The sequence below is a fragment of the Brachybacterium sp. Z12 genome (genome assembly GCF_014400405.1).
Lineage (GTDB): Bacteria > Actinomycetota > Actinomycetes > Actinomycetales > Dermabacteraceae > Brachybacterium.
Genome location: NZ_CP060496.1, coordinates 1,029,604 through 1,053,309 on the forward strand (window position 1 = coordinate 1,029,604; position 23,706 = coordinate 1,053,309).

Sequence of the window (23,706 nt, forward strand, 5' to 3'; positions counted from 1 at the left end):
GGCGACGTGCCGCAGGCTCACGCAGCCTGCTTGGTACGATCCACGGGGCTCTGCGCCCACCACCGTCCTTCTTCCTACAGGAGTCGCTATGCCTGCCGTCGTGATCGTCGGAGCCCAATGGGGTGACGAGGGGAAGGGCAAGGCCACCGATCTCCTCGGCGAACGGGTGGACTACGTCGTCAAGCCCAACGGGGGCAACAACGCCGGTCACACCGTGGTCGTGGACGGTGAGAAGTTCGAGCTGAAGCTGCTGCCCGCCGGCATCCTCTCTCCGCAGGTCACTCCGGTGATCGGCAACGGCGTGGTGATCAACCTCGAGGCGCTGTTCGAGGAGATCGGCATGCTCGAGTCGCGCGGCGTGGACGCCTCGCGCCTGCGGATCAGCGCCAACGCCCACATCGTCGCGCCCTACCACCAGACCCTCGACAAGGTCACCGAGCGCTTCCTGGGCAAGCGGGCCATCGGCACCACCGGGCGCGGCATCGGCCCCGCCTACATGGACAAGATCGGGCGGCTCGGGATCCGGGTCCAGGACCTCTACGACGAATCGATCCTGCGCCAGAAGATCGAGGGCGCGCTGCGCCAGAAGAACGAGCTGCTGGTCAAGCTCTACAACCGTCGGGCCGTCGAGGTCGAGGAGATCGTCGAGACCCTGCTGTCCTATGCGGAGCGGCTGCGCCCGATGGTGGTCGACACCACGCTGCTGCTCAACGATGCGCTGGACCGCGGGGAAGTGGTCCTCATGGAGGGCGGCCAGGCCACCTACCTGGACGTCGACCACGGCACCTACCCGTTCGTCACCAGCTCCAACCCGACTGCCGGCGGCGCCTGCACCGGCACCGGCGTCGGCCCCACCCGCATCGACCGGGTGATCGGGATCGTCAAGGCGTACACCACGCGTGTGGGCGCCGGGCCGTTCCCCACCGAGCTGTTCGACAAGTGGGGCGAGTACCTGCAGACCACCGGCGGTGAGGTCGGTGTGAACACGGGCCGTCCGCGCCGCTGCGGCTGGTACGACGCCCCGATGATCCGTCACGCCGCACGCATCAACGGCTTCACCGACATCGTGCTGACCAAGCTCGACGTGCTCACCGGGATCGACGAGATCCCGGTCTGCACCGGCTATGACGTCGACGGCGTGATCCATCAGGACATGCCCATGACCCAGACCGAGTTCCACCACGCGGTGCCCGTCTACGAGACCCTCCCCGGCTGGACCGAGGACCTCTCCGAGGCCCGCACCTTCGAGGAGCTGCCGAAGAACGCGCGCGACTACGTGACGCGTCTCGAGGAGCTGGCCGGCTGCCGGATCAGCGCGATCGGGGTGGGCCCGGATCGCTCCGCGACGATCGCCGTCCACGACCTCCTGCCCGGAGCCTCCGACTGACGTGGTGACCCGTCGTACCGATCCAGCAGCGGGCCGCAGCGCGCTGACCTCCTGGGCGCTCAGCCCCGAAAGCAGCGGGCGGCCGGTGCTCGCGCCGGCCGTGCGCCACACCCTGGAGCTGTTCGCCGACGAGTTCCCCGGCGGCGCCGTCGAGCTGCGGGTGCCGCCCTACGCGGCGGTGCAGGCCATCACCGGCACCCGCCACACCAGGGGCACCCGCCCGCCGTCGTCGAGACCGACGCCGGCACCTGGCTGGCGCTGGTGACCGGTGACCTCGACTGGGCCAGCGCCGTGGCGGAAGGCAGGGTCCACGCCAGCGGGGAGCGCAGCGACCTCGGTGAACTCCTGCCGCTGCTGGGCCCCCGCCGCCTCGTGCGCACAGCCCGTGACCAGGAGGACCGATGAGCATCGCCGTCGAGATCGCGATCGAGGACCTGGCCGGTCTAGAGGCCGCCGCACACGCCGGGGCCGACAGGGTCGAGCTGTGCATCGACCTCGAGCGCGGCGGGATCACCCCGCCGCCCGAGCTCGTCGCCGAATGCGCGCACCGGGCCTCCGCTCTCGTGGCGGCGCGGGACGCCAAACCCCACTTCGACGTGCACGTGCTGATCCGCTCCCGAGCGGAGCTCGGTGACTTCCTGGCCCACCCCGAGGAGTTCGTCTACTCCCCGCAGGAGATCGCGCTGATGGCCCAGCAGGCGAGCGAGTCCGTCGCCGCCGGCGCCGCCGGGGTGGTGATCGGTGCCCTCACCCAGGAAGCGGAGCTCGACCTGCCCGCCATCGAGATCATCCGGGACGGTGCGCTGACCGCGGGGAGCGATGCCCTGCGCGGCGTGACCCTCACGGTCCATCGGGCGCTGGATGCGCTGCCCGGCCGCGCCCAGCGCGAGCAGGCCGTGCAGACCCTGCTCGGGCTCGGCGTCCACCGCGTGCTCAGCTCCGGCGGTGCGGCCCGTGCGCTGGACGGAGCCGAGGACCTGGCCGCCATGGTCGATGCCGCGGAGGGCCTGCTCGACGTCTGCGCCGGCGGTGGGGTGCGACCTGCCGACATCATCGATCTCGCACACCGCAGCGGCGTGGCCGATGTGCACCTGTCCGCCCGCCGCCGCCCTGGCGCCCCCGTCGAGATCGGCGCCCCCGAGACCCGCACCGACCCGGCGATCGTCGCCGCGGCGGTTGATGCCGCTGGAGAACTGTGAACACTGTGAACGATCCTGAAGACCACGAGACCGTCGATACCCCTGACCCCCTGACACCCCGGACGCCCCGAGTTCTCCGGAGCACCCGGAGGGTGCCGCCGACGCCGCCCCGGAGGCGGGCGAGACCCCGAGCGACTCCGGCGACACCAGCATCTACGTGCGGCGCGGCCGCACCCCACGTTGGGCTTCTGGGTCGCTCTGGCGATCGCGCTCCCGGCCGTCGCTGCCCTGATCAGCTCCCCGTTCTTCAACTTCCCGGACCTCGGTGCAGTGGTGAACTTCGTGCTGCTCGCCGCCGTGCTCGTGGGCCTCCCGCTGGCTGCTCTCGCGGCTGTCGTCGACGCCATCCGGCATCGCGCCCCGAAGGCTCGCCGGCGCTGATCCCATCGTGGACGCCCGCTCGGTGCGGCACTGCCCTGTGGCACTATGGACCGGTGGCACGCGGCGACGGAAAACTTTCCCATGACCTGCTCCCCGGTGAGAAGGGCCCCCAGGACGCCTGTGGCGTCTTCGGTGTCTTCGCACCCGGTGAGGATGTCTCCAAACTGACCTACTACGGTCTCTACGCACTGCAGCACCGTGGGCAGGAATCTGCCGGCATCGCCGCCAGCGACGGCTCCCAGATCCTGGTCTACAAGGACATGGGCCTGGTCTCGCAGGTGTTCGACGAAGCCTCCCTCGCAGGCCTCCAGGGGCACATCGCGATCGGCCACACTCGTTACTCGACCACTGGCGGCTCCGTCTGGTCCAATGCCCAGCCCGCTCTCGGCCCCCGGCCCGACGGCACCGTGGCGATGGCGCACAACGGCAACCTCGTCAACACCGAGGAGCTGCTCGCCCTGATCGACGAGCGCCACGGCAGCCCCCGCACCGGTGAGCTCGCCCGAGGCAACACCACGGACACGGCCCTGGTCACCGCGCTGCTGAACAGCGAGGGCCCGCTCGAGGATGTGCTGCGCGAGCTGATGCCGCATCTGCGCGGCGCCTACTGCTTCACCCTGATGGACGAGAGCACCCTCTACGCCGCGCGCGACCCGCAGGGGATCCGTCCGCTGGTGCTGGGCCGGCTCGAGCGCGGCTGGGTCGTCGCCTCCGAGACTGCTGCCCTGGACATCTGTGGTGCGAGCTTCGTGCGCGAGGTCGCCCCCGGCGAGATGATCGTCATCGACGAGCAGGGCCTGCGCAGCGAGCAGGTGATGCCGCCGCATCCCAAGGGGTGCGTCTTCGAGTACGTCTACCTCGCCCGGCCGGACACCCGCATCGCCGGCCGCAGCGTCAACGAGGCCCGCGCCGAGATGGGCCGCCAGCTGGCCCGTGAGCATCCGGTCGAGGCGGACCTGGTGATCCCGACCCCTGAGTCCGGCACCCCTGCCGCGATCGGCTACGCCCAGGAATCCGGCATCCCCTATGGCCAGGGCATGGTGAAGAACGCCTATGTGGGCCGCACCTTCATCCAGCCCAGCCAGACCATCCGCCAGCTCGGCATCCGCCTCAAGCTCAACCCCCTGCGCGAGGTCGTCGCCGGCAAGCGCCTGGTGGTCATCGATGACTCGATCGTGCGAGGGAACACCCAGCGTGCGGTCGTGAGGATGCTGCGGGAGGCCGGCGCGGCCGAGGTGCACGTGAGGATCTCCTCGCCGCCGGTCCGCTGGCCCTGCTTCTACGGCATCGACTTCGCCTCCCGGGCGGAGCTGATCGCCAACGGTCTCGGCATCGAGGAGATCGCCCGGTCCCTCGGAGCGGACTCGCTCGGCTACATCTCCGAAGAGGGGATGATCGAGGCCACCGCCCAGCCGGAGGAAGCGCTGTGCACCGCCTGCTTCTCCGGGAAGTATCCGGTCGCCCTGCCGGAGCCCATCGCCCGGGCCCAGGGCATCACCCAGGCTCGTGAGCCCGAGCCCGCCGTCGTCGGGAAGGACGCATGAACACCACGAACCCCAGCCCCACCGCGATCACCTACGCCGATGCAGGGGTGGACACCGCCGCCGGAGACCGCGCCGTCGAGCTGATGAAGGAGGCGGTGGCGGCAACCCACGGTCCCCAGGTGCTCGGCGGCATCGGCGCCTTCGCCGGGCTCGTCGACGTCAGCGCCCTCAAGGACTACCGCAGGCCCCTGCTCGCCTCCTCGACCGACGGCGTGGGCACCAAGATCGCGATCGCGCGCGAGCTGGACATCCACGACACCATCGGCCGTGACCTGGTGGGCATGGTGGTCGACGACATCATCGTGGTCGGCGCCGAGCCGCTGGCGATGACCGACTACATCGCGGCCGGCAAGGTGGTCCCCGAGCGGATCGCCGATATCGTGCGCGGCATCGCCGAGGGCTGCCAGCTCGCAGGCTGCGCCCTGGTGGGCGGGGAGACCGCCGAGCACCCGGGACTGATGGCTCCCGAGGACTACGACGTGGCGGGTGCCGCAGTCGGCGTGGTCGAGGCTGACGAGCTGCTGGGCCCCGACCGGGTCCGTGCCGGGGACGTGGTGATCGGGATGGATGCCTCCGGACTTCACTCCAACGGCTACTCCCTGGTGCGGGCCGTGATCTCCGCGGCGGGCCTTTCCCTCGAGAAGCACATCGAGGACTTCGGTCGCACGCTCGGCGAGGAGCTCCTCGAGCCGACCCGCATCTATACCGCGGATCTGCTGGCCGTGCTGCGGGATGCACGGACCGTCGGCGCCGTCCATGCCCTCAGCCACGTCACCGGCGGAGGCCTCGCTGCGAACCTCGCCCGGGTGATGCCGCGCGGTCTGGCTGCTCGCGTCGATCGTTCACGCTGGGAGCCGGGAGCCGTGTTCTCCCGGGTCGCGCGCTGGGGTTCGGTGCCGCAGCTGGATCTCGAGGGAACCTTGAACATGGGGATCGGCATGGTGGCGCTGGTCGATGCCGAGCAGGCCGATGCGACGCTCGCGGTGCTCGCCGAGCGCGGCCTGGTGCGCGCGTGATCGGTGAGGTCGTCGGGGAGGACTCGCTGCCCGAGCCGGGGGCTCCGCTCGAGCACGTGGTCGCCGGCGCCAAGGGGGTCGAAGGCGGAGCGGTCATGCTCGCCGGGCAGCACAGGGGCTGGTCCTGAGCCGTCGTACGGCCTGAGACAGCACGAGGGCCGACCATGTGGTCGGCCCTCGTGCTGTGTCACGGTGGATCTCCGGCGGATGCCGGTGCGTCCTCAGCGGCGGTAGACGGACGAAGCGTTCTCGTCGGCTCGATCGTCGCTGTCCTCGGCCCGGCCGTCTCCGTTGGCGGACGACGAATCGCTCCGCTGCGACTGCAACTCGCGCTGCAGTGCCGTGAGGTCCGTCGGCGGGCTGTAGTACTTGAGGTCCCGTGCCACCTTGGTGTGCTTGGCTTTCTGTCGGCCGCGACCCATGGATCTGACCCCTGTGCATCGGCTGCCGGGCGTTCTTGTCGACCCGGAAGATGGCATTAGTTTCGTAGGCCAAGGGTACATGCTCGTCCTGCTGTCCGGCGAACTCCGAGGAGTGAGACGTGCCGGACATCCCTTCCGTGCGCTGCGGAGGGCTCCTGGAGGGCGCCGCAGGGTCGTCATCTTTCTCGACCGGGGCGGATGTTCACCGCAGGGGCGATCTTACCGAGTAGTCTAGAGCTCGGAACCCGCGCGCAAGCCCAGGCCCGGAGGGTGCGCGCTCTCCGACGCCCGCAGTGAAAGGTCGCACTCCCCATGAATGGATCCACGGAGCAACAGCCCGCGGGTGATGAGGACGCCACGGAGCTGCTGACCCCGGCTGAGGTCGCCAAGATGTTCCATGTCGACCCCAAGACCGTCACGCGCTGGGCCCAGGCGGGCAAGCTGACGTACATGCGCACCCTCGGCGGCCACCGTCGGTACCGACGCAATGAGGTCGTCGAGCTCCTCCAGGACAGCACCAAGGGCGAGTGAGCACCGACCCGTTCCTGGGGGAGGGGTACACGGCGCACCGCATCGATCTCGGCGCGGATGACGAAGGCCCCTTGATCGCGGTGCTGGTCCATCGCGATCCGCCTCTCCAGGCACCGACGGTCGATGCCGAGGAGCTCAGGGAGGGCGAGGCTCTCGCGAAGCCTCCGATCCTGATGATGCACGGCTGGTCCGACTACGTGTTCGACCGTGAGCTCATGGAGCACCTCGGGCGCAGCGGGCACGACGTCTGGGGACTGGATCTGCGCAAGTACGGACGCAGCCTGCTCCCTGAGCAGACTGCCACCGCCATCGACCACCTCAACCGCTACGACGACGAGATCGGGGCCTCCCTGCGCATCATCGGTGCGGAGCGTCCACCGATCCTGCTGGCCCACTCCACCGGCGGGCTGATCGCAGCCCTGTGGGCGCAGCGCAATCCCGGGACGGTCCGGGGCTCGCGCTGAACTCGCCCTGGCTCGAGATGCACCTGGGGCCGGTCACCAGGTCGCTCGCGGAGGCTCCCGTGCGCTTGCTCGCAGATCGGCTCAGGGAGCGGCCCATCCTCCCGTTCGGCCGCGACCACTACGCCCGCACCACCCACCGCGATTTCGGCGGACCCTACGACTACGACCTGACCCTCAAGCCAGCCGGCGGGCATCGGCTGCCGGCAGCGACGCTCAGCGCCATCATCGATGGCCAGCGCCGACTGGCCGCCGCCGGGCCGCTGAGCATCCCGGTGCTGGTGATGCACTCGGCCCGCAGCCGGATCGGCCCCCGCTTCACCGAGGAGATGCGGCGCGCCGATTCTGTGCTGGACGTGAAGTCCCTGGCCGCTGCGGCCGCCGGTCTCGGCCCCGACGTGCGCATCGAAGCGATCGAGGGAGCCCGCCACGACGTCTTCCTCTCGGACGCCGATGCGCGCTCCCGTGCCATGGCGATCCTGGACGAATGGTTGGAGAAGCCGCCGCTGGCTGCCCCTACCATGAGGGCACCCGATGGCAGGGCCCACCTCGGCACGCCCGTGCCGGGCAGTCACGCGAAGGAGGAGCCCGATGACCGCGGATCCGCGTGAGGTGCGGCGGCATGCCGCTGCCCTGCGACGTGCCGCTGATCGGCTCACGATCCTGCGCCTGAGGCTGGCGAATTCCGTCGTGGACGTCACTCAGGTCGATGACCCCGCGCTTCGCGAGCTGGGCGAGGAGATCCACGCGCGGTGGACCCTGGAGCAGTATCCGGAGCTGGGGAGGATCGCGGGCGGCCTGCGGGCCAGCGCCAAGAAGCTGGACACCGTCGCCCTCGCCGCCGAGCGCAGCAGCGGTCGCAGGCTGGGTGGCTACTCCGGGGCCGGGTTCCTCGGCAAGGGCGATGAGGCCCACCTCCATGTCGAGGACGTCGCCGGATTCGTGGGCACCGAGCACGGTGCCAGCATCGGCGGCTTCCCGTTGCTGCCCAGCGCTGACGAGGGCCTGCTCGCCCATCCGTCCCACACGGTGGGGATCGACACTCCCGACTACGACGAGCAGGGCTGAGGCTCCGTCTCTGGCCGGAACAGCGGGTGCTTCAGCTCCGGGGCCGACGGTCCGGCGCGAGGGAGAGCGCGACCACAGCGGCCAGCGCGCCGCACACCAGTGGGACCAGGAGCATCGTCACCAGCAGCAGGAGCATCGCGGCGGCGGCCTCGGCCGCGGCCACGCCCAGGCCGATCAGCGCCGCTGCACCGACGGCCTCGGTCACGCCGGCGCCCCCAGGGGTCAGCGGCACCAGCGACAGCACCCGCCCCAGCGCGAAGATCGCCACGGTCAGCGCCAGGGGGACCGCGGCACCCACGGCCTCGATCGCGAGCAGCAGCGCGACCCACTGCAGCAGCCGCGCCCCGACCGTCGGCAGGACGAGGCGCATCGGGCGACGCCGCAGCATCCCCACCAGAGCGTCGCGCTGCTCGAGGATCAGCGCCTCGACACGCTCCGGGAGCACCTCGCCGAACTGGGTAAGGAGCCTGGACAGCACTGGGCGGCGCAGCAGCACCGCGGTCAGGACCAGGGCGATCACGGCACCGAGCAGGGCCAGCAGAGCCGCCCAGAGCGCCCCCGGCAATGCGATCCCGGCCGGGGTCAGGGCGGAGCTCAGAGCGTAGGCGGCCAGCCCCAGCACCGGGATCAGCACCGAGGTGATCACCATCTCGACCAGCGAGGCCGCGACGATTCCAGTGAGGATGAGGGGCATGGCGAGCCCGGCGCGGCGCAGGATCCAGCCCATCAGGCCCAGCCCCAGCACGGAGCCTCCAGGCACGGCGAGAGCGGTCGCACTCGAGGCGGAATGGCCCAGCAGCGCCGGCGCCCAGCGAGATCCCGGCAGCGCGGCACGGACGGTCAGCGACTCCAGCAGCAGCGCGCCGACGCCGAGCAGCACCATCGCGGGGACTGCCCAGAGCGGCAGCGTGGACAGGGTGCTGGCGATCTCCGCCCAGCTCGCGCCCGTGGCCCAGGGGAGAGCCCAGGCGAGCAGGGCGATCACCAGCGCGGCGGAGAGCGCCCCGGCCACGATCCGAGCCGGGGTGAGGCGGGGCGGGCGTTCGGCGTCGAACTCGGAGAGCTCCTCGACCAGCCAGGCATCCGTCCCAGACTGTGCGACGGTGCCGTTCCCCGCGCGGGGAACGGACTCGGGGTCCGGAGTGCCGGGGAGCTTGGAGGAGCCTCTGACATGCGGTGATTCTCGCACGCCGTGAGCAGAGTTCTTCCAGGGGAGGGATATAACATCGTGTCATGTCCTTCCTGTTCTCCCTCTTCGTCGTGCTGCACTTGATCTGCTGGGCCGTGGCGCTCGGCACCTGGGTGGCAGCTGCCCGCACCCGTCAGCCCAACAAGGGCATGGCCCATGCCACCGCCGGTGCCCTCGTGTTCGGCATCCTGCTGGCGGCCCTGATCTCGATCCCCGGGGCGCTCCCCGGCGATCCGAACCACATGAAGCTCGGCATCAAGCTCCTGATCGGCCTGGTCGCCGTGGCGCTCGCCTACATCGCGAACAAGAAGGGCCCCGAGACCCCCTCCGCGGTGTGGTTCGGCATCCCCACCGCGATCATCGCGAATGTGATCATCGCGGTCTTCGTCTGAGCTGTGCGGCCGAGCGATGCGCGGCGGAGGCGCGCGGCCCGAGCGCCGACGTGCCCGCTCTCACCGTCGATTCGTCCACATCGAGGCCCGACAGCACTCCTGCTGTCGGGCCTCGTGCCTATCCTGGAACCCTCATGAGCTCACTCTTCGACGACCTCTCGCTGCCCGACGCCTTCCGCCGACTCGACGGGGTGTCGGTGGCCCCCGCCGCCCCCGAGAGGGCACGCGGTGACGAGCGTGGCCGCCCCGAGGGGCCGCCCGAGGAGGAAGGGCGGCCCTATGAGGAGGAGCCGCCCTATGAGGACGAGCCCCCTATGACGAAGCGCCCCCGATGGAGGAGCGCCCGGTGCCGCAGCCCCCGGCCGATCTCGCCCAGGCCCCGCACCCGGCCGACCGGGGGCGCGGGCATGAGGGCCGCTACGGTGACCTCGGCACCGCCCCGGCGGCGCTCGCCGAGCTCACCGACGGTCTGAACCCCGCCCAGCACCAGGCGGTCGAGCATCGCGGCAGCCCGCTGCTGATCGTCGCCGGCGCCGGCTCGGGCAAGACCCGTGTGCTGACCCGTCGCATCGCGCATCTGCTGCGCTCCGGTGAGGCGATGCCGGGGAGATCCTCGCGATCACCTTCACCAACAAGGCCGCCGCCGAGATGCGCGAGCGGGTGGGTGAGCTGGTGGGCCCCGTCGCACGCAGCATGTGGGTCTCCACCTTCCACAGCGCCTGCGTGCGGATCCTGCGCCGGGACGCCGCTGCTGCGGGCCTGAAGAGCTCCTTCACCATCTACGACAGCGCCGACTCCCTGCGGCTGATCACCACGATCGCCAAGGACCTCGAGCTGGACACGAAGAAGCACGCACCCCGCGCGTTGGCCTCCCGGATCTCCACGCTCAAGAACGACCTGATCGATCCGATCGACTTCGCCGATCAGGCGGAGAGCGCGAAGAACCCCTTCGAGAAGACGCTCGCGCGCATCTACACGAACTACACCGAGCGGCTGCGGCAGGCCAACGCCGTCGATTTCGACGACCTGATCGGCCTGACCGTCACCCTCCTGCGGGAGAACCCCGCGATCCGCGAGGGTTACCGCCGGCGCTTCCGCCACCTGCTGGTGGACGAGTACCAGGACACCAACACCGCCCAGTACCAGCTGGTGCGGGAACTGGTGGGGGATGATCCCAGCGCCGATCTCACCGTGGTCGGCGACTCGGACCAGTCGATCTACGCCTTCCGCGGTGCCACCATCCGCAACATCGTCGAATTCGAGCAGGACTTCCCCTCGGCCCGCACCATCGTGCTCGAGCAGAACTACCGCTCCACCCAGAACATCCTCAGCGCCGCGAACGCGGTGATCGAGGAGAACGCCGGGCGGCGCAAGAAGAACCTCTGGACCGATGAGGGGACGGGCGAGAAGATCACGCTCTACGTCGCCGATGACGAGAAGGCGGAAGCGCGCTACATCGGCCGCCAGATCGATGCCCTGGTGGACGACGGCCGCAGCGCTGGCGACGTCGCGATCTTCTACCGTGCCAACGCCCAGTCCCGCGCCCTCGAGGATCAGCTGATCCGGATCGGGCTGCCGTATCGCGTCGTGGGCGGCACCCGGTTCTATGAGCGTCGAGAGATCAAGGACGCGGTCGCCTACCTCCAGGTGCTCGCCAACCCGGCCGACGAGATCAACCTGCGCCGCATCCTCAACGTCCCCAAGCGCGGGATCGGCGACCGGGCCGAAGCCGCAATCGCGATGCTCGCCGAACGGGAGCGGATCGGTTTCGGAGAGGCCCTGCGCCGCGCCGAGGAGGCACCCGGCATCGCCACCCGCTCGCTGAACGCCGTGCGCACCTTCGTGGCGATGCTGGAGGATCTGCAGGAGATGGCAGAGAGGGGTGATGGCCCCGCCGAGCTGCTCGAGGCGATCCTCACCCGCTCCGGCTACTACGCCGAGCTGCAGGGCAGCGATGATCCGCAGGACGAGTCCCGCCTGGAGAACCTGGCCGAGCTGATCAGCGTCGCCGCCGAGTTCGAGGCCCAGATGGAAGAGGCCGACGCCGTGGCCAGCGAGGTCGAGGACGAGGAGGGCGATCCCGGCTCCGACATCGCCCCCGACGCCGCGCTGCGGGCACCGGATGACCCGGAAGCGAGCCTCGTGGACCGTTTTCTGGAGAAGGTCTCCCTGGTGGCGGACGCCGACCAGATCCCCGGCGAAGAGGATCAGTTCGTCACCCTGATGACCTTGCACACCGCCAAGGGCCTCGAGTTCCCGGTCGTGTTCCTCACCGGCATGGAGGACGGCACCTTCCCCCACAACCGCACCCTGGGCGACCCGGAGGAGCTCGAGGAGGAACGCCGCCTGGCCTACGTGGGGATCACCCGCGCACGCGAGAAGCTCTACCTGACCCGTTCGCAGATGCGCTCCACCTGGGGGCAGACGCAGTTCATGCCGGCCAGCCGCTTCCTCGACGAGGTGCCCGAGGCCGTGCTGGACGTCGCCCGAGCCGGATCCAGCCTCAGCGGGGCCGGGTTCGGCGGGTCGGGAGGCTACGGCGGAAGCTACAGCTCCGGCTCCCAGCGCGGCCCGTCGTTCAGCGGCGGCATCGGTGGCGGTCGCAGCGACATCAAGCGCCCCAGCCTCGGCTCGGGACGCAAGGCCACGCCGACGGAGAAGCTTCCCCAGCTCGTCGTGGGAGATCGCATCACCCACGACTCCTTCGGGATGGGCACGGTCTCCGAGGTCGCCGGCCAGGGCGACAAGACCCAGATCGAGGTGCAGTTCAAGCCCCCTCACGGCACGAAGCGCCTGGTGCTGCGCTACGCCGCGGTCACCAAGCTCTGAGCGCGGCCGCGAGGCTCACGCAGTCACCACCAGCTCCACCTCGATGCCCTCCGGATCCTCGGCGTACCAGGCCAGATGGTCCGGTCCGCCGGCGGTGGGTAGCGCTCTGCGAACAGCTCTCGCCAGCCATGCCCCGCAGCACCGGCACGGATCGCCTCGAGAGCAGCGCGGTCCGAGATGGTGCAGGCCGGAACGTCGAGTCGATGTCGTCATGGGATGACAGTATGCGGGGCGCGCCGCGTCACCGCGTCACCTTGATCAGGGCCCGCGCCCCGCGCTCCATCTCCACGAAGGAGTGGTTCACGGCGGTGTAGGTGCCGGGCTCGTCGAAGACCAGCTCGACGAAACCCCCTGCGCCGAGGCCAGGTCCAGGGCCTGCGACCCGCCGCGGTGCTCATTGTCCGGGCGCAGCAGGTACTCGCCCTCCTTGAACACGGTGTCGAACACTCCGCCCACGACGTGGAAGGAGATCCCCGGGACGGACCGGCCGCGAGCACCCACAGCCGCATCCGTTCCCCGACCCGTGCTTCGAGCGGCGCGTGGACGTACTGGTTCGCGTGCCCGTTGAAGACGGTCAGGTCCGGGCGCTCTGCGGCGATCTTCGCGGGGCTGACGGGATGGATCCCCTCGCGGACCGCGTCCCCGGCACCGGCCGCACCCTCCGGCACCAGGTAGTGCTCGGACTGGACCAGCACGTACTCACGGTCCACCTCCGCGAGCCCGGCCGGCGGGACGATCAGCGCCCCGACCATCCCGGCGGCCAGGTGCACGCTCATCGGCATGGTCGAGCAGTGGTAGAGCCAGATCCCGGCATGGTCGGTGGTGATCGAGTACTCGAGGCTCTCGCCGGGAGGGATCGTCCGCATCGTCTCGTCCGGGGAGACGGTGCCGGCGTGCAGGTCCAGCGAATGGCCCATGGAGCCGTGGTTGACCAGGTCGACGGTGAGCTGTGCCCCCAGCTCGGAGCGCAGCACCGGGCCCACCACTGTGCCGCCGAAGGTCATCGCCTCCATCTTCACCCCCGGGGCGATCTCGGCGGCGACCTCCGTGATCTCGAGGTCGAGGCGCTGCTGCGCCCCGGCGCTGGGCGGCAGACCACCTCGCGCACGCGATGGTCCGGGCCGGGAGGGGCCTGCAGGTCCAGCGGGATGCGTGCGAGCTCGTCGCCGGCCGCAGAGCCGCTCTGGTCGGGGTCTGCAGAGGTGTGTTCGGCGCCCAGGGCGGTGACCCGGAGCGTCATCCCCATTGCGCGGTGCCCCGCGATCGAGCACCAGCCCTCGAGATCGTGGCCGATCACCCCGGCCTCCACGGTGGTGGCAGCCCCGGGCTGCAGCCGACCCGAGGAGACGCCACCGGCCAGCACCAGATCGTGGACGTCGTAGGGGTCGTCATTGCTCAGCTCGATCACCAGTGCGTCCCCGGCCGGGACCTCGAGCACATCGGGGAGAAGCGCATCTCCGCCATGCTCACCGCGATCGTGGTGGTCGACCCGGTGGGGAGACCGCGCCACACGCCGGCCCGGTGCCGCCGGAGGCCGCGCCGCCCGGCAGCGATCCCTGCGCACGGTCCAGCGCGGAGCCCAGCGCGGTCACACCGAGCACCGAGCCGAGGCCCAGCAGCGCACCGGTCAGCGCCCGACGGTCCATCGCCTCGGCGCGGGGCGTCGTGGCGGTCGCGGGGGTCGCGGCCGTCTGCGCGGGCACTGGCGGCACCATGCCCCGGTGGCGGATGCTCGCCCTGATCGCCAGCCCCATCAGCACCGGGAAGGAGCCCAGCACCGCGAATGCCAGCAGGGACAGCAGCACCCGAGCCAGGGACCCGAAGTCCGCGACGTCCGCCGTGCCCAGCGTGAGGCCGGCGAACAGCGCCCCGGAGGTCGCGGACCCGATCCCCGAGAGCACGAACAGCGCCAGGGCCAGGTTAAAGGTGACGGTGCGCAGCACGGCGAAGCGGCTCATCATCTCGAGCCCGGCCTTCGTCGACCGGGGGCCTCCGCCCATCGTCACCGGGAGCAGGTGGCTCATCGCCCCCAGCAGCACCTGCAGCAGGAAACCTGCGACCAGCGGCACCGTGAGCTGCTGGATGTCTGCCGCCACCAGAGAACTCGCGAGCTGCTCATCGGCGGAGCGCCACCACATCACCAGCAGCCCGACCACCGTCACCGCGAACCAGGTGACACCGGAAGCGATCGACAGCACCGGGAACAGCGGCAGCGGCACCCTGCGCTCCTGCCGGGCCGCACGGGCGCTGACCCGCAGCAGCGTCACCGCGACCCAGGTGAAGGAACCGAGGTAGGCCAGCAGGAAAGCGCAGCCGAGCAGCCTCGAGCCGAGCATGGCGCCGGCGGTCGCCCCCAGCACCGACAGGAGCATCCCCAGCAGGCCGCCGGCCGAACGCCGCGCAGCGTGCGGCTCGATCCGGGTGCGCAGCACCGTGGGCCACAGCGTCAGCAGCGTGCCGGTGACCGTGATCCCCACGAAGCCCAGGACGTTCACCAGCTGGTGGGCGAGCAGCAGCCGCCCCTGCCATGGTTCGCCCGGGCTGAACGCCATCACCGCGCCGAGCGTCGCGCCCACCGGGATCAGGCAGGCGGCGCCGATGTACGCCTTGACCGTGAACTCGAAGCGCGGTGCCAGGGCCGCTTTCACCTGGGCGCCGAGGGCTGCGGCGTACCAGACCAGCGCGGCGGAGACCAGCAGTGCGCCGAGCACCACCACCCAGGGCCAGGACGGCAGCATGCCGAGGATCGTGACCACCACACCGGCCGTCAGCAGCCGGATTCGCGCCAGCTGACGAGGCCTCGACTCCTCACCCAGCCGGGTCTTCAGCAGCGCCTCGGTGAAGTGCTGTCCCCACACCATGATCGACGTGGTGATCAGCCCCAGCGTCACCATGTGCACCAGCAGCCAGCGGGACTGGGGAATCCACTGATGGACCAGCACCACCACGATCAGGGCGAGCATCCACAGGGAGACGGGCCGCGAGGCGCGGCGATGCCAGGAGCTCCGGCCCGTCGGGGCGGCGGGGCGGGAGGGCCCGTGGGACGGGGCGGCAGGGAGAGACGGCTCGGACATGACCACCTCGGCAGGAGGCTCGGCCGGGTCGGGATGGCCGGTCGGGCAGGGGCAGGGACCGTCCCAGCCTAGATCTTGAGCGCTGGTCCACCGGTGGCGAAGGTCCCGGCGCCGCGGAGGTGGGTGCGTGTTCCTGCCCTCAGCTGCGAGGGTCGGCCGTCGGGGCCTGTGCTTCCCGGGCCCGCTTCCATTGGGCGTAGACCCCGGCGCCGAAGCTGAGCGCCACGATCACGCCGACGATGATCAGCACGGTCGTGAAGGGGATCGGGATCCCGGCCGCGGCGAGCACACCCCAGATGACGAACAGCGACAACCCGATCATCAGGGCGTCCCGCAGGGCTCGGAGGATCCGCGGGCCGACGTTCGCTGCGTTCACGCGCCGGCTGGCCACGGTGTAGTAGGCCGCGGCGTCGCGGCGCAGCCTGTCACCGTCGACCTTGGGCCGTTCGGCGGTCGCGGTGCGCGGGGAGGTGTCCTCGTCGCGGCGGGGCCCGACGGGATCGTGCCGTCGGCCGTCCTCCTGGCTGCGGGAAGCGGGCGCGGGGCGGAGGTCGTCGTCACGGCGGGGGCGCTCATCCTCGCGGCGCCCCTCATCGATCGCCTTGCCGGCGGCGCGCACGTAGTCTCCGGCCCGGTCGGACGCACGCCGGGCGGCGCCGCGGGCTTCGGGGGCCTGCTTGCGGGCGGTGTTCCGTGCGGCCTTCGCGTAGGTCTTCCAGTCGGCCATGACCTCTCCTCGCCTCAGGGGTTCTCGTCGCGGTGCTCGCGCTGCGGGCGCCGGTCCTCTGCGCGGGGATCGTAGCGGCGCTCGTCCCGCCCGTCGTCCTCGCGGAAGCGGATGTCTCCGCCGCCGCGATTCCCCCGCTGGGGGCGGGGGTTCTTCGCTCGATGGTCGTAGTAGTAGGACAGCCCGACGTTCAGTGCCAGCGTGATGCCCACCGACAGGGCGAAGCCCGCGAAGGTCGAGCGCACCCCGACCAGGCGCAGCACGATGAAGAGCACACCGATCGCGACCACGCTGAACCCGATGTGGTCACGCGCTCGCTGGACCAGGCCGCGGGGTCGTCGATTCATCCCGCCATCGTAGACGGGACAGCTGGGCGCGGCCCCGCGATGCGGGCCGAAGGCGTCGTGGTGGCCTCCGATGCGTGCAGACGGGACCTCCGCGCGCCGAGTGAGACTCCCCGCACACTGCTCCCGGTGGCGCGCGCCCCGCCGGGGAAGCGATACCCTGGCGATGTTCCCAGGGGTGGCATCGAGGCCAGTGCGGCCTGCCGCCCACTGCCGACATCGAGAGGAAATGCACCCCGTGGACCTGTATGAGTACCAGGCCCGCGATCTCTTCGAGAAGCACGGCGTGCCCGTGCTCGGAGGAGTTGTCGCGGAGGATCCTGCCACTGCCAAGGCCGGTGCCGAGAAGCTCGGCACCCCGGTCGTCGTCGTCAAGGCCCAGGTCAAGACCGGTGGTCGTGGCAAGGCCGGTGGCGTGAAGATCGCCAAGTCCCCCGAGGAGGCGGAGCAGCAGGCTTCCGAGATCCTCGGCATGGATATCAAGGGCCACACCGTGCATCGTGTGATGGTCGCCGCCGGTGCCGACATCGCCGAGAGTACTACTTCTCGCTGCTGCTGGACCGCGCGAACCGCAACTACCTGGCCATGTGCTCGGTCGAGGGCGGCATGGAGATCGAGCAGCTGGCCGTCGAGCGCCCCGAGGCGCTCGCCCGCGTGGCCGTCGATCCCAACGTCGGCATCGACGCCGCCAAGGCCAAGGAGATCGTCGAGGCGGCGAAGTTCGACGCCGAGACCGCCGCGAAGGTCGCCCCCGTGCTGGAGAAGCTCTGGGACGTCTACCGCGAGGAGGACGCGACCCTGGTCGAGGTCAACCCGCTGGTCAAGACCGGTGATGGGGAGATCGTCGCCCTGGACGGCAAGATCACCCTCGACGACAACGCGGTGTTCCGCCAGGAGGGTCACGCAGAGCTCGTCGACCTCGCCTCCGAGGATCCGCTGGAGACCAAGGCCAAGGCGCTGGATCTCAACTACGTCAAGCTCGACGGCGAGGTCGGCATCATCGGCAACGGCGCGGGCCTGGTCATGTCCACCCTCGACGTGGTCGCCTACGCCGGTGAGTCCCACGGCGTGAAGCCTGCGAACTTCCTCGACATCGGCGGCGGCGGCGCTCCGCCGAGGTGATGACCAACGGCCTCGACGTCATCCTCGGCGATGAGCAGGTCTCCGCCGTGTTCGTCAACGTCTTCGGCGGCATCACCGCATGCGACGCGGTCGCCAACGGCATCGTCGGCGCCCTGAAGAAGCTCGGCGACGCCGCGACCAAGCCGCTCGTGGTCCGCCTCGACGGCAACAACGTCGAGGAGGGTCGCAAGATCCTCGCGGACTTCGCCCACCCCCTCGTCACCCAGGCCGACACCATGGACGGCGGCGCCGCGAAGGTCGCCGAGCTCGCCGCCGCAGGAAAGTGAGCAGCACCCGACATGTCTATCTTTCTCGATGAGAACAGCAAGGTCATCGTCCAGGGCATGACGGGCTCGGAGGGCATGAAGCACTCCCAGCGCATGCTCGACTCCGGCACGAACATCGTCGGCGGCGTGAACCCGCGCAAGGCCGGCCAGTCCGTCGCCTTCGAGGGCGGCACCGAGGTGCCCGTCTTCGGCAGCGTCAAGGAGGCCATCGAGGCCACCGGAGCGAACGTCTCGGTGGTCTTCGTGCCGCCGAAGTTCGCCAAGGGTGCCGCGATCGAGGCCATCGATGCCGAGATCGAGCTCCTGGTGATCATCACCGAGGGCATCCCGGTCAAGGACTCCGCCGAGTTCTTCAACTACTCGCAGGAGAAGGGCTCCACCCGCATCATCGGACCCAACTGCCCCGGCCTCATCAGCCCCGGCAAGTCCAACGCGGGCATCACCCCTCCAACATCACCGGTGCGGGGAAGCTGGGCCTGGTCTCCAAGTCCGGCACCCTGACATACCAGATGATGTACGAGCTGGCGGACATCGGGTTCACCACCGCCATCGGCATCGGCGGCGACCCGGTCATCGGCACCACCCACATCGATGCGCTCGAGGCGTTCGAGAACGATCCGGAGACCGCCGGCATCGTGATGATCGGTGAGATCGGTGGAGACGCCGAGGAGCGCGCCGCCGAGTACATCAAGGCGCATGTGACCAAGCCGGTCGTCGGCTACGTCGCGGGCTTCACCGCCCCCGAGGGCAAGACCATGGGCCACGCCGGCGCCATCGTCTCCGGCTCCGCGGGCACTGCCCAGGCCAAGAAGGAGGCCCTCGAGGCCGCCGGTGTCAAGGTCGGAAAGACCCCGACCGAGACCGCTGACCTGATGCGCGAGATCATCAAGGGCCTCTGACGAGTCCCTGAAAGGGCCTCTGACAAGTCCCTGTCACGGTGCCCCGGACCCCTGCGAGGGTCCGGGGCACCGTGCTGTCCGGGGCGGGCTGTGGCGGCCATGCACTGGTTCACCTCCGCCGCGCCGATGCCGCTGCGCCGAGAACACCGATCGCTCGCAGAAGTGGAAGGTATCGGTGATCTCGGCGATCGCCTCGGGGCGTGTCGTCATGGAGGAAGCGATTGCCTCGAGGCGTGTCGTCACGGATGGAGCGATTGCCTCGGGGCGTGTCGTCGCGAATGGAGCAGCGGACGCCGGTGGCGAAATCGCACGTCGCGGCTCGGAACGCGGACTAAGCTGGACCGAGCCAGTCGTGCAGCTACTGAGGAGGGCCCGTGTCCGGAGATCTCATCGACACCACAGAGATGTACCTGAAGACGGTGTTCGAGCTCCACGAGGCCGGCATCGCCCCCATGAGGGCCCGGATCGCCGAGCGGCTGGGCCACTCGGGCCCCACGGTCTCCCAGACCGTCGCGCGGATGGAGCGGGACGGGCTGCTCTACCTCGACGACCAGCGACGGATCCGGCTGACCGATCAGGGCACCGAGGTCGCCACCGACGTGATGCGCAAGCATCGCCTGGCCGAGCGGCATCTGCTCGACGTGATCGGGCTCGATTACGCCCACGTCCACGAGGAGGCGTGCCGGTGGGAGCACGTGATGAGCCTCGAGGTCGAGAAGCGCCTGGCACAGAAGATGGAACCGCCGTACGTGGACCCGTACGGCAACCCGATCCCCGGCCTCGCAGCCCTCGGGATCGACGAGACCCACGACACTTCCTTGGGTAAAGACCCTTCCAACCCGTCCCGAGAGCTGAGCGAGACGGTTGCCGATGGTGAGAGGCGCCAGGTGCGTCTCGAGCGGATCGGCGAACGGGTGCAGAGCGATGTCGAGCTCCTCGGAGAACTTGCACGTCACGGCATCTTTCACGGAGTTCTGGTGGGTGTTGAGCGGGTGGGGGACAGCTTCATCCTGCGGGGCCCTGCCGGGGTGAGGTCGCCGTGACGGACGTGATGGCGGACCAGCTGCACGTGACAGCCCAGACCGCCGGGTAAAGGCTCCGTCAAGCTCTTCCCAGAAGCTTCCTGTCACCCTGACGCGCAGGCGGTCTCCGCCCTCTAGTCTCGAGGGCGTGCCAAGGCGACAAGAGCCTCGGCACTCCCCGGAAAGCCCCACGCGCACCGGATCGGGATGCGAGACGCCGTAGATGCGCAAGGGCAGTGCCCGGGGCTGGGAGCCACCACGTGTCGAAGACTGCGAACAACACTCACCGCCGCGCCATGCGCACGGTGACCCCTGTGACCCGGGCAGGACGTGCCGGTGCAGGAGCCGCGATGGCCGCCGCCATGCTGTTCGGCGGAGCCGCTGCCGCCACCGCGGAGCCGCAGGCCGATGCTCCCCAGGCGGATGGCGCCGCCGCGCTGAGCCCCGTCATGGTCCCCGCCGTGGGGATCCCCGCCGTCGAGGTCGCCGACGAGGACGCCGAGCCCGCGCTCGCCCCCGTCGCCGGTGCGATCTCCATCGAGGTCGGTCCCACGGAAGAGGAGATCGCTGCGGCCGAGGCCGCCGAGCGTGAGGCCGCTGAGCGCGCCGCCGAGGAGCAGGAGTCCGAGGAGAACGCCGAGACCCGCGAGGACGACGGCGCCTCCCGCTCCGAGGAGCGCTCCAGCAGCCAGGGTGAGGATTCCTCGTCGCAGCAGGAGTCCTCCTCCGGAGAGTCGCAGCAGGAGCAGTCCGCCCCCGCGCCGTCTGCCTCCAAGGGCAACTCGATCCTGTCCACCGCACGCTCCGGCATCGGCACCCCCTATGTCTACGGCGGCACCTCCACCTCCGGCTGGGACTGCTCCGGCTTCGTGCAGTGGGTCTACGGCCAGCACGGCATCAACCTGCCGCGCGGCGCCGCCGACCAGGCTGCTGCGGGCACCGTCATCCCCCGCTCCGAGGCCCGCCCCGGTGACCTGGTCTACAAGCCCGGCCACGTCGGCATCTACGCCGGCGGCAACCAGTTCGTCGATGCCGGCAACAGCCGCGTGGACACCACCGAGCGCAACATCTACTCCGGCAGCTGGACCTTCATCCGCATCGGCTGAGCTCCGCGCCGCCGCATCGGCCCCGCCCCACCTGATGGTGGTGCGGGGCCGCTCCCATTCCCGGGGCGGGTAATGGGGGTGGTGGTGCCGGTACCGTGTCCTCGTGTCCTCCGCTAGAGATCTCCTCGCCGTCGCTCTGCTGCTCGCCGCCACGGTGCTCGGCGCCCTCTGGCTGCCGGCCACCTGGTTCCATGACCACGTGGTCGAGAAGGACGGGTTCCTCGCCATCACCGAGCCGCTCGCCGACGACCCCGCCTTCCAGCGCACGCTCAGCGACAGCGCCGTCGAGACCATCCTCGGAGACGACCGCCTCCCGGCCTGGGTCCAGGAACGACTGACACCCCTGGCCGAGGAACAGGCCACCGCTCTCACCGGCACCGGCGTCTACACCACGATGTGGGAGGCGACCATGGCTGAGCTGCACGGCGCCCTGTTCACACCCGGCGCCTCCGAACTGGACGTCGATCTCGGCCCGGCGATCGATCGGATCCTCACACCGGTCGAGAAGCGCCTGCCCATCGAGATCCCGCGTCCCGAGGATGCCACCATCACCCTGGCGAGCATCCCTGACGTGCCGCTGCTGACGCGGATCGCCAGCCTCACCCCCTGGGCGACATGGACGGGCCCGGCCGCGCTCGGCCTGGCGGCACTCGCCCTGATGATCGCTGCGCACCGTCGCACCATGCTGACCCTCGCGGGACTGGGAGGGATCATGGCAGGAGGAGCAGTGTGGTGGCTGGCCCAGCAGATCGAGACCGTGGTGCCCGACTCGATCGACCAGGCGGTGTTCCTGGGACCGATCGTCCAGGTCTTCCAGAACCGCTTCGAGACCGCGATGATGCCCCAGGGCGTGATCCTGCTCGGGGCGGGCGCGCTGGTGACCGCGGTGGGTCTGGTGCTGGTGGGCCTGCACCGGAGGCCCTGAGGGCCGGTGCGGTCAGAACATCCCGAGCCGTTCGAAGGCGGTGACGATGCCGTGCTCCAGCGGGCCCGGGACAGTGCTGCCCGGCAGCCTCCAGCACTGCGGAGGAGGCGCCCTCGATGCTGATCGCCGTTCCGGCCGCACGCAGCATCCCCAGGTCATTCATCCCGTCACCGATCCCCACGGTCGAGGCATGGTCCATGCCCAGATGATCGGCGACGATCTCCACCCCGTCGGCCTTGTCGACCGAGACCAGGTGCAGCTCACCGGAGCTGACGTCGTCGGTGATCGAGTTGGGCAGCGCGCCCACCTCGGGTCCGATCTCCGCTGCCAGCTGCTCCACCCGGATCGGTGAGCCCCACAGCGAGATCTTCGCGAACGATTCGGAGGTGAGGTCCTCGGGCAGGACGATCGCATCGATCAGGTCCTGCAGCCCGTTGCCCACGCCGTCCTCCGGGAGCGGAGGGCGCACCCGTGCCCGCAGCTCGCGCGCGGAACGCGGCGTGCACAGCAGCGCCTCGGGAGTCTCGAGGCTGAAGGGGATGTCGTGACGCTGCAGCACCTCGACGGCGCGCCGCCCTAGCTCATCGGGGAAGCGCTGATCCTTCAGCAGCTGCTCGCCGACCCGGATCCATCCGCCGGCGGAGGCCACCACCCCGTCGAACAGGGCGGCCACCTCGGGAGCCACGATAGAGAGCGGACGACCGGTGCTCAGCAGGATCACGTGCCCGTTCGCACGCGCCTGCTCGACGGCCTCGGCATGCGCGCGCGGGGCCACCCCGCGATGCGCGAAGGTGCCGTCGAAATCGATGAATACGCAGCGGCGATCTGCCACGGACGCTCCCTCTTCCCTGGTGGTGACTCGGAGGCACCAGCCTAGGCGAGCACGACCGGACCCGGGGCCCCCGGCAGACGGAGCGGTGCGTCAGCGCCGCCGGTGCAGGCTCGCCACCACCGAGACGGTCACCTCCGAGGTACCGGTCAGCAGGGCGCGCAGCTCCTGCTCGCCCACGTGACGGGCACTCGGCGTCATCGCCACCAGGTCCCGCGCGGTGGGGGCGTCGAGCGCAAGGGCGAAGCTCACCGGCACGGTGCGGACCGTGGTGAACAGAGGATCCAGCACCTCGTGGAGCCGCTCCTCCTTGCGCGGGTCCACACCCACCATCCCGGGCACCGCCGTGCGCAGCTGCTCGAGGTGATCGGGGGCGGGGCGCACCACCAGCAGATGGCCGCCCGGGGCGAGCACCCGCGCGAACTCCTCGGGGTGGCGCGGAGCGAACACGTCGAGCACCAGATCCGTCGAGCCATCGGCGAGGGGGAAGCGGGTGAACACGTCCCAGCTGGCCGCCGCGGCCCGCTCATGGGCCCGTGCGGCGAAGCGCAGGGCACGCACCGAGGTGTCAACCCCCAGCCCGTGCGCGTCAGGCCGCTGCTCGAGCAGGCCGGCGAGGTAGTAGCCGGTGCCGCAGCCGATGTCGAGGATCCGGCGGATGTGCGGGGGAGCGATCTGCGCGATCGCCTCCCGCAGCGGGGCGTAGGCGCCGGTGGCCAGGAAGCTGTCCCTCGCCCGGGCCATGTCGTCATCATCGCCGCTGGTCGGGGAGGCGCCTGCGAGCAGCGGGGCGTAGCCGGCGCGGGCGAGGTCGAAGGAATGGTGTCGCGAGCATCGCAGCGTGCGCTCGGCGAGCTCCACGGGCTCCGCGCAGTGCGGGCAGCGCAGGCTCTCGAGCCAGGGGAGGAGGGCGGAGGGAGCGGGACGGGACACAGGAGCCAGGGTACGTCCG

General features: G+C 70.4%; 20 protein-coding genes and 6 pseudogenes. 17 read left to right on the forward strand and 9 right to left on the reverse strand.

The features are described 5' to 3' along the window. Positions 1-88 precede the first annotated feature (88 nt). The 6 genes and pseudogenes from H3H54_RS05555 (at position 89) to purM (ending at position 5,655) form a co-directional block, all read left to right on the forward strand. Positions 89-1,387 (forward strand): adenylosuccinate synthase, encoded by a 1,299-nt coding sequence (locus H3H54_RS05555; protein ID WP_262425849.1) that lies wholly within the window; start codon positions 89-91, stop codon positions 1,385-1,387. 1 nt (position 1,388) lies between these two features. Beyond that, positions 1,389-1,792 (forward strand): annotated as a pseudogene (locus H3H54_RS05560) (sterol carrier family protein). After that, positions 1,789-2,586 carry a copper homeostasis protein CutC gene (locus tag H3H54_RS05565; protein ID WP_262425850.1) on the forward strand — a complete coding sequence of 266 codons (798 nt, stop codon included), beginning with the start codon at positions 1,789-1,791 and terminating at the stop codon, positions 2,584-2,586. The pseudogene H3H54_RS05560 and the gene H3H54_RS05565 overlap by 4 nt, the downstream one beginning before the upstream one ends. 180 nt (positions 2,587-2,766) lie before the next feature. Further along, positions 2,767-2,967 carry a hypothetical protein gene (locus H3H54_RS05570; RefSeq protein WP_262425851.1) on the forward strand — a complete coding sequence of 67 codons (201 nt, stop codon included), beginning with the start codon at positions 2,767-2,769 and terminating at the stop codon, positions 2,965-2,967. 53 nt (positions 2,968-3,020) lie between these two features. After that, positions 3,021-4,511, forward strand: a complete 1,491-nt coding sequence (gene purF, locus H3H54_RS05575; protein ID WP_262425852.1) for an amidophosphoribosyltransferase — start codon at positions 3,021-3,023, stop codon at positions 4,509-4,511. Next, positions 4,508-5,655 (forward strand): annotated as a pseudogene (purM, locus tag H3H54_RS05580) (phosphoribosylformylglycinamidine cyclo-ligase). The gene purF and the pseudogene purM overlap by 4 nt, the downstream one beginning before the upstream one ends. Positions 5,656-5,748: 93 nt before the next feature. Here purM and H3H54_RS05585 read toward each other — a convergent pair. After that, entirely contained in the window at positions 5,749-5,949 is a 201-nt protein-coding gene (locus H3H54_RS05585; RefSeq protein ID WP_262425853.1) for a DUF3073 domain-containing protein, read from the reverse strand. A gap of 312 nt (positions 5,950-6,261) precedes the next feature. On the opposite strand from H3H54_RS05585, the gene H3H54_RS05590 reads away from it, so the two are divergent. From H3H54_RS05590 to H3H54_RS05605, 4 genes are all read left to right on the forward strand, one after another. After that, positions 6,262-6,480: a BldC family transcriptional regulator gene (locus H3H54_RS05590; protein WP_262425854.1), complete on the forward strand. Its 219-nt coding sequence runs from the start codon at positions 6,262-6,264 to the stop codon at positions 6,478-6,480. Then, on the forward strand, positions 6,477-6,944 hold the full coding sequence (locus tag H3H54_RS05595; protein ID WP_262425855.1) for an alpha/beta hydrolase: 468 nt from the start codon (positions 6,477-6,479) through the stop codon (positions 6,942-6,944). Before H3H54_RS05590 ends, H3H54_RS05595 begins: the two co-directional genes overlap by 4 nt. A 65-nt stretch (positions 6,945-7,009) precedes the next feature. Continuing rightward, positions 7,010-7,552, forward strand: a complete 543-nt coding sequence (locus H3H54_RS05600; protein WP_262425856.1) for a hypothetical protein — start codon at positions 7,010-7,012, stop codon at positions 7,550-7,552. Further along, positions 7,533-8,009: a hypothetical protein gene (locus H3H54_RS05605; RefSeq protein ID WP_262425857.1), complete on the forward strand. Its 477-nt coding sequence runs from the start codon at positions 7,533-7,535 to the stop codon at positions 8,007-8,009. The genes H3H54_RS05600 and H3H54_RS05605 overlap by 20 nt, the downstream gene beginning before the upstream one ends. A 31-nt stretch (positions 8,010-8,040) precedes the next feature. Here the strand turns inward: H3H54_RS05605 and H3H54_RS05610 are convergent, their stop codons facing one another. Next, positions 8,041-9,198 (reverse strand): flippase-like domain-containing protein, encoded by a 1,158-nt coding sequence (locus H3H54_RS05610; protein WP_262425858.1) that lies wholly within the window; start codon positions 9,196-9,198, stop codon positions 8,041-8,043. A gap of 44 nt (positions 9,199-9,242) precedes the next feature. Here H3H54_RS05610 and H3H54_RS05615 point away from each other — a divergent pair, with 44 nt between their 5' ends. Next, entirely contained in the window at positions 9,243-9,590 is a 348-nt protein-coding gene (locus H3H54_RS05615) for a hypothetical protein (protein WP_262425859.1), read from the forward strand. 134 nt (positions 9,591-9,724) lie between these two features. Further along, a pseudogene (locus H3H54_RS05620) lies at positions 9,725-12,419 on the forward strand (UvrD-helicase domain-containing protein). A 209-nt stretch (positions 12,420-12,628) separates the two neighbouring features. Here H3H54_RS05620 and H3H54_RS05625 read toward each other — a convergent pair. From H3H54_RS05625 to H3H54_RS05645, 5 genes are all read right to left on the reverse strand, one after another. Continuing rightward, complete coding sequence (locus tag H3H54_RS05625) at positions 12,629-13,423, reverse strand: multicopper oxidase domain-containing protein (RefSeq protein ID WP_262425860.1); 795 nt, start codon at positions 13,421-13,423, stop codon at positions 12,629-12,631. Between the two features lie 11 nt (positions 13,424-13,434). Then, positions 13,435-13,857, reverse strand: a complete 423-nt coding sequence (locus tag H3H54_RS05630) for a hypothetical protein (protein WP_262425861.1) — start codon at positions 13,855-13,857, stop codon at positions 13,435-13,437. 28 nt (positions 13,858-13,885) lie between these two features. Then, on the reverse strand, positions 13,886-15,493 hold the full coding sequence (locus H3H54_RS05635; RefSeq protein WP_262425862.1) for a hypothetical protein: 1,608 nt from the start codon (positions 15,491-15,493) through the stop codon (positions 13,886-13,888). A 139-nt stretch (positions 15,494-15,632) separates the two neighbouring features. Then, positions 15,633-16,220, reverse strand: a complete 588-nt coding sequence (locus H3H54_RS05640) for a hypothetical protein (RefSeq protein ID WP_262425863.1) — start codon at positions 16,218-16,220, stop codon at positions 15,633-15,635. Positions 16,221-16,234: 14 nt separating this feature from the next. After that, a complete protein-coding gene (locus tag H3H54_RS05645; protein WP_262425864.1) occupies positions 16,235-16,567 on the reverse strand; it encodes a hypothetical protein in 333 nt (110 codons plus the stop codon). Positions 16,568-16,802: 235 nt separating this feature from the next. Between H3H54_RS05645 and sucC the strand changes: the two are divergent. The 5 genes and pseudogenes from sucC to H3H54_RS05670 all read left to right on the forward strand — a co-directional run bounded on the left by sucC (position 16,803) and on the right by H3H54_RS05670 (position 21,925). Continuing rightward, positions 16,803-17,973, forward strand: a pseudogene (gene sucC / locus H3H54_RS05650) (ADP-forming succinate--CoA ligase subunit beta). A gap of 12 nt (positions 17,974-17,985) precedes the next feature. Then, a pseudogene (sucD, locus tag H3H54_RS05655) lies at positions 17,986-18,872 on the forward strand (succinate--CoA ligase subunit alpha). A 374-nt stretch (positions 18,873-19,246) separates the two neighbouring features. Beyond that, positions 19,247-19,915: a metal-dependent transcriptional regulator gene (locus H3H54_RS05660; RefSeq protein WP_316249146.1), complete on the forward strand. Its 669-nt coding sequence runs from the start codon at positions 19,247-19,249 to the stop codon at positions 19,913-19,915. A gap of 329 nt (positions 19,916-20,244) precedes the next feature. Continuing rightward, a complete protein-coding gene (locus H3H54_RS05665) occupies positions 20,245-21,000 on the forward strand; it encodes a C40 family peptidase (RefSeq protein WP_262425865.1) in 756 nt (251 codons plus the stop codon). Positions 21,001-21,103: 103 nt separating this feature from the next. Next, entirely contained in the window at positions 21,104-21,925 is an 822-nt protein-coding gene (locus H3H54_RS05670) for a hypothetical protein (protein WP_262425866.1), read from the forward strand. 142 nt (positions 21,926-22,067) lie between these two features. Here the strand turns inward: H3H54_RS05670 and H3H54_RS05675 are convergent. Next, positions 22,068-22,757 (reverse strand): annotated as a pseudogene (locus tag H3H54_RS05675) (HAD hydrolase family protein); the annotation flags it as partial. Between the two features lie 90 nt (positions 22,758-22,847). Beyond that, the gene (locus H3H54_RS05680) at positions 22,848-23,687 is read right to left on the reverse strand and encodes a methyltransferase domain-containing protein (RefSeq protein ID WP_262425867.1); all 840 of its coding nucleotides are present in this window, start codon (positions 23,685-23,687) and stop codon (positions 22,848-22,850) included. Between the last annotated feature and the right edge of the window lie 19 nt (positions 23,688-23,706).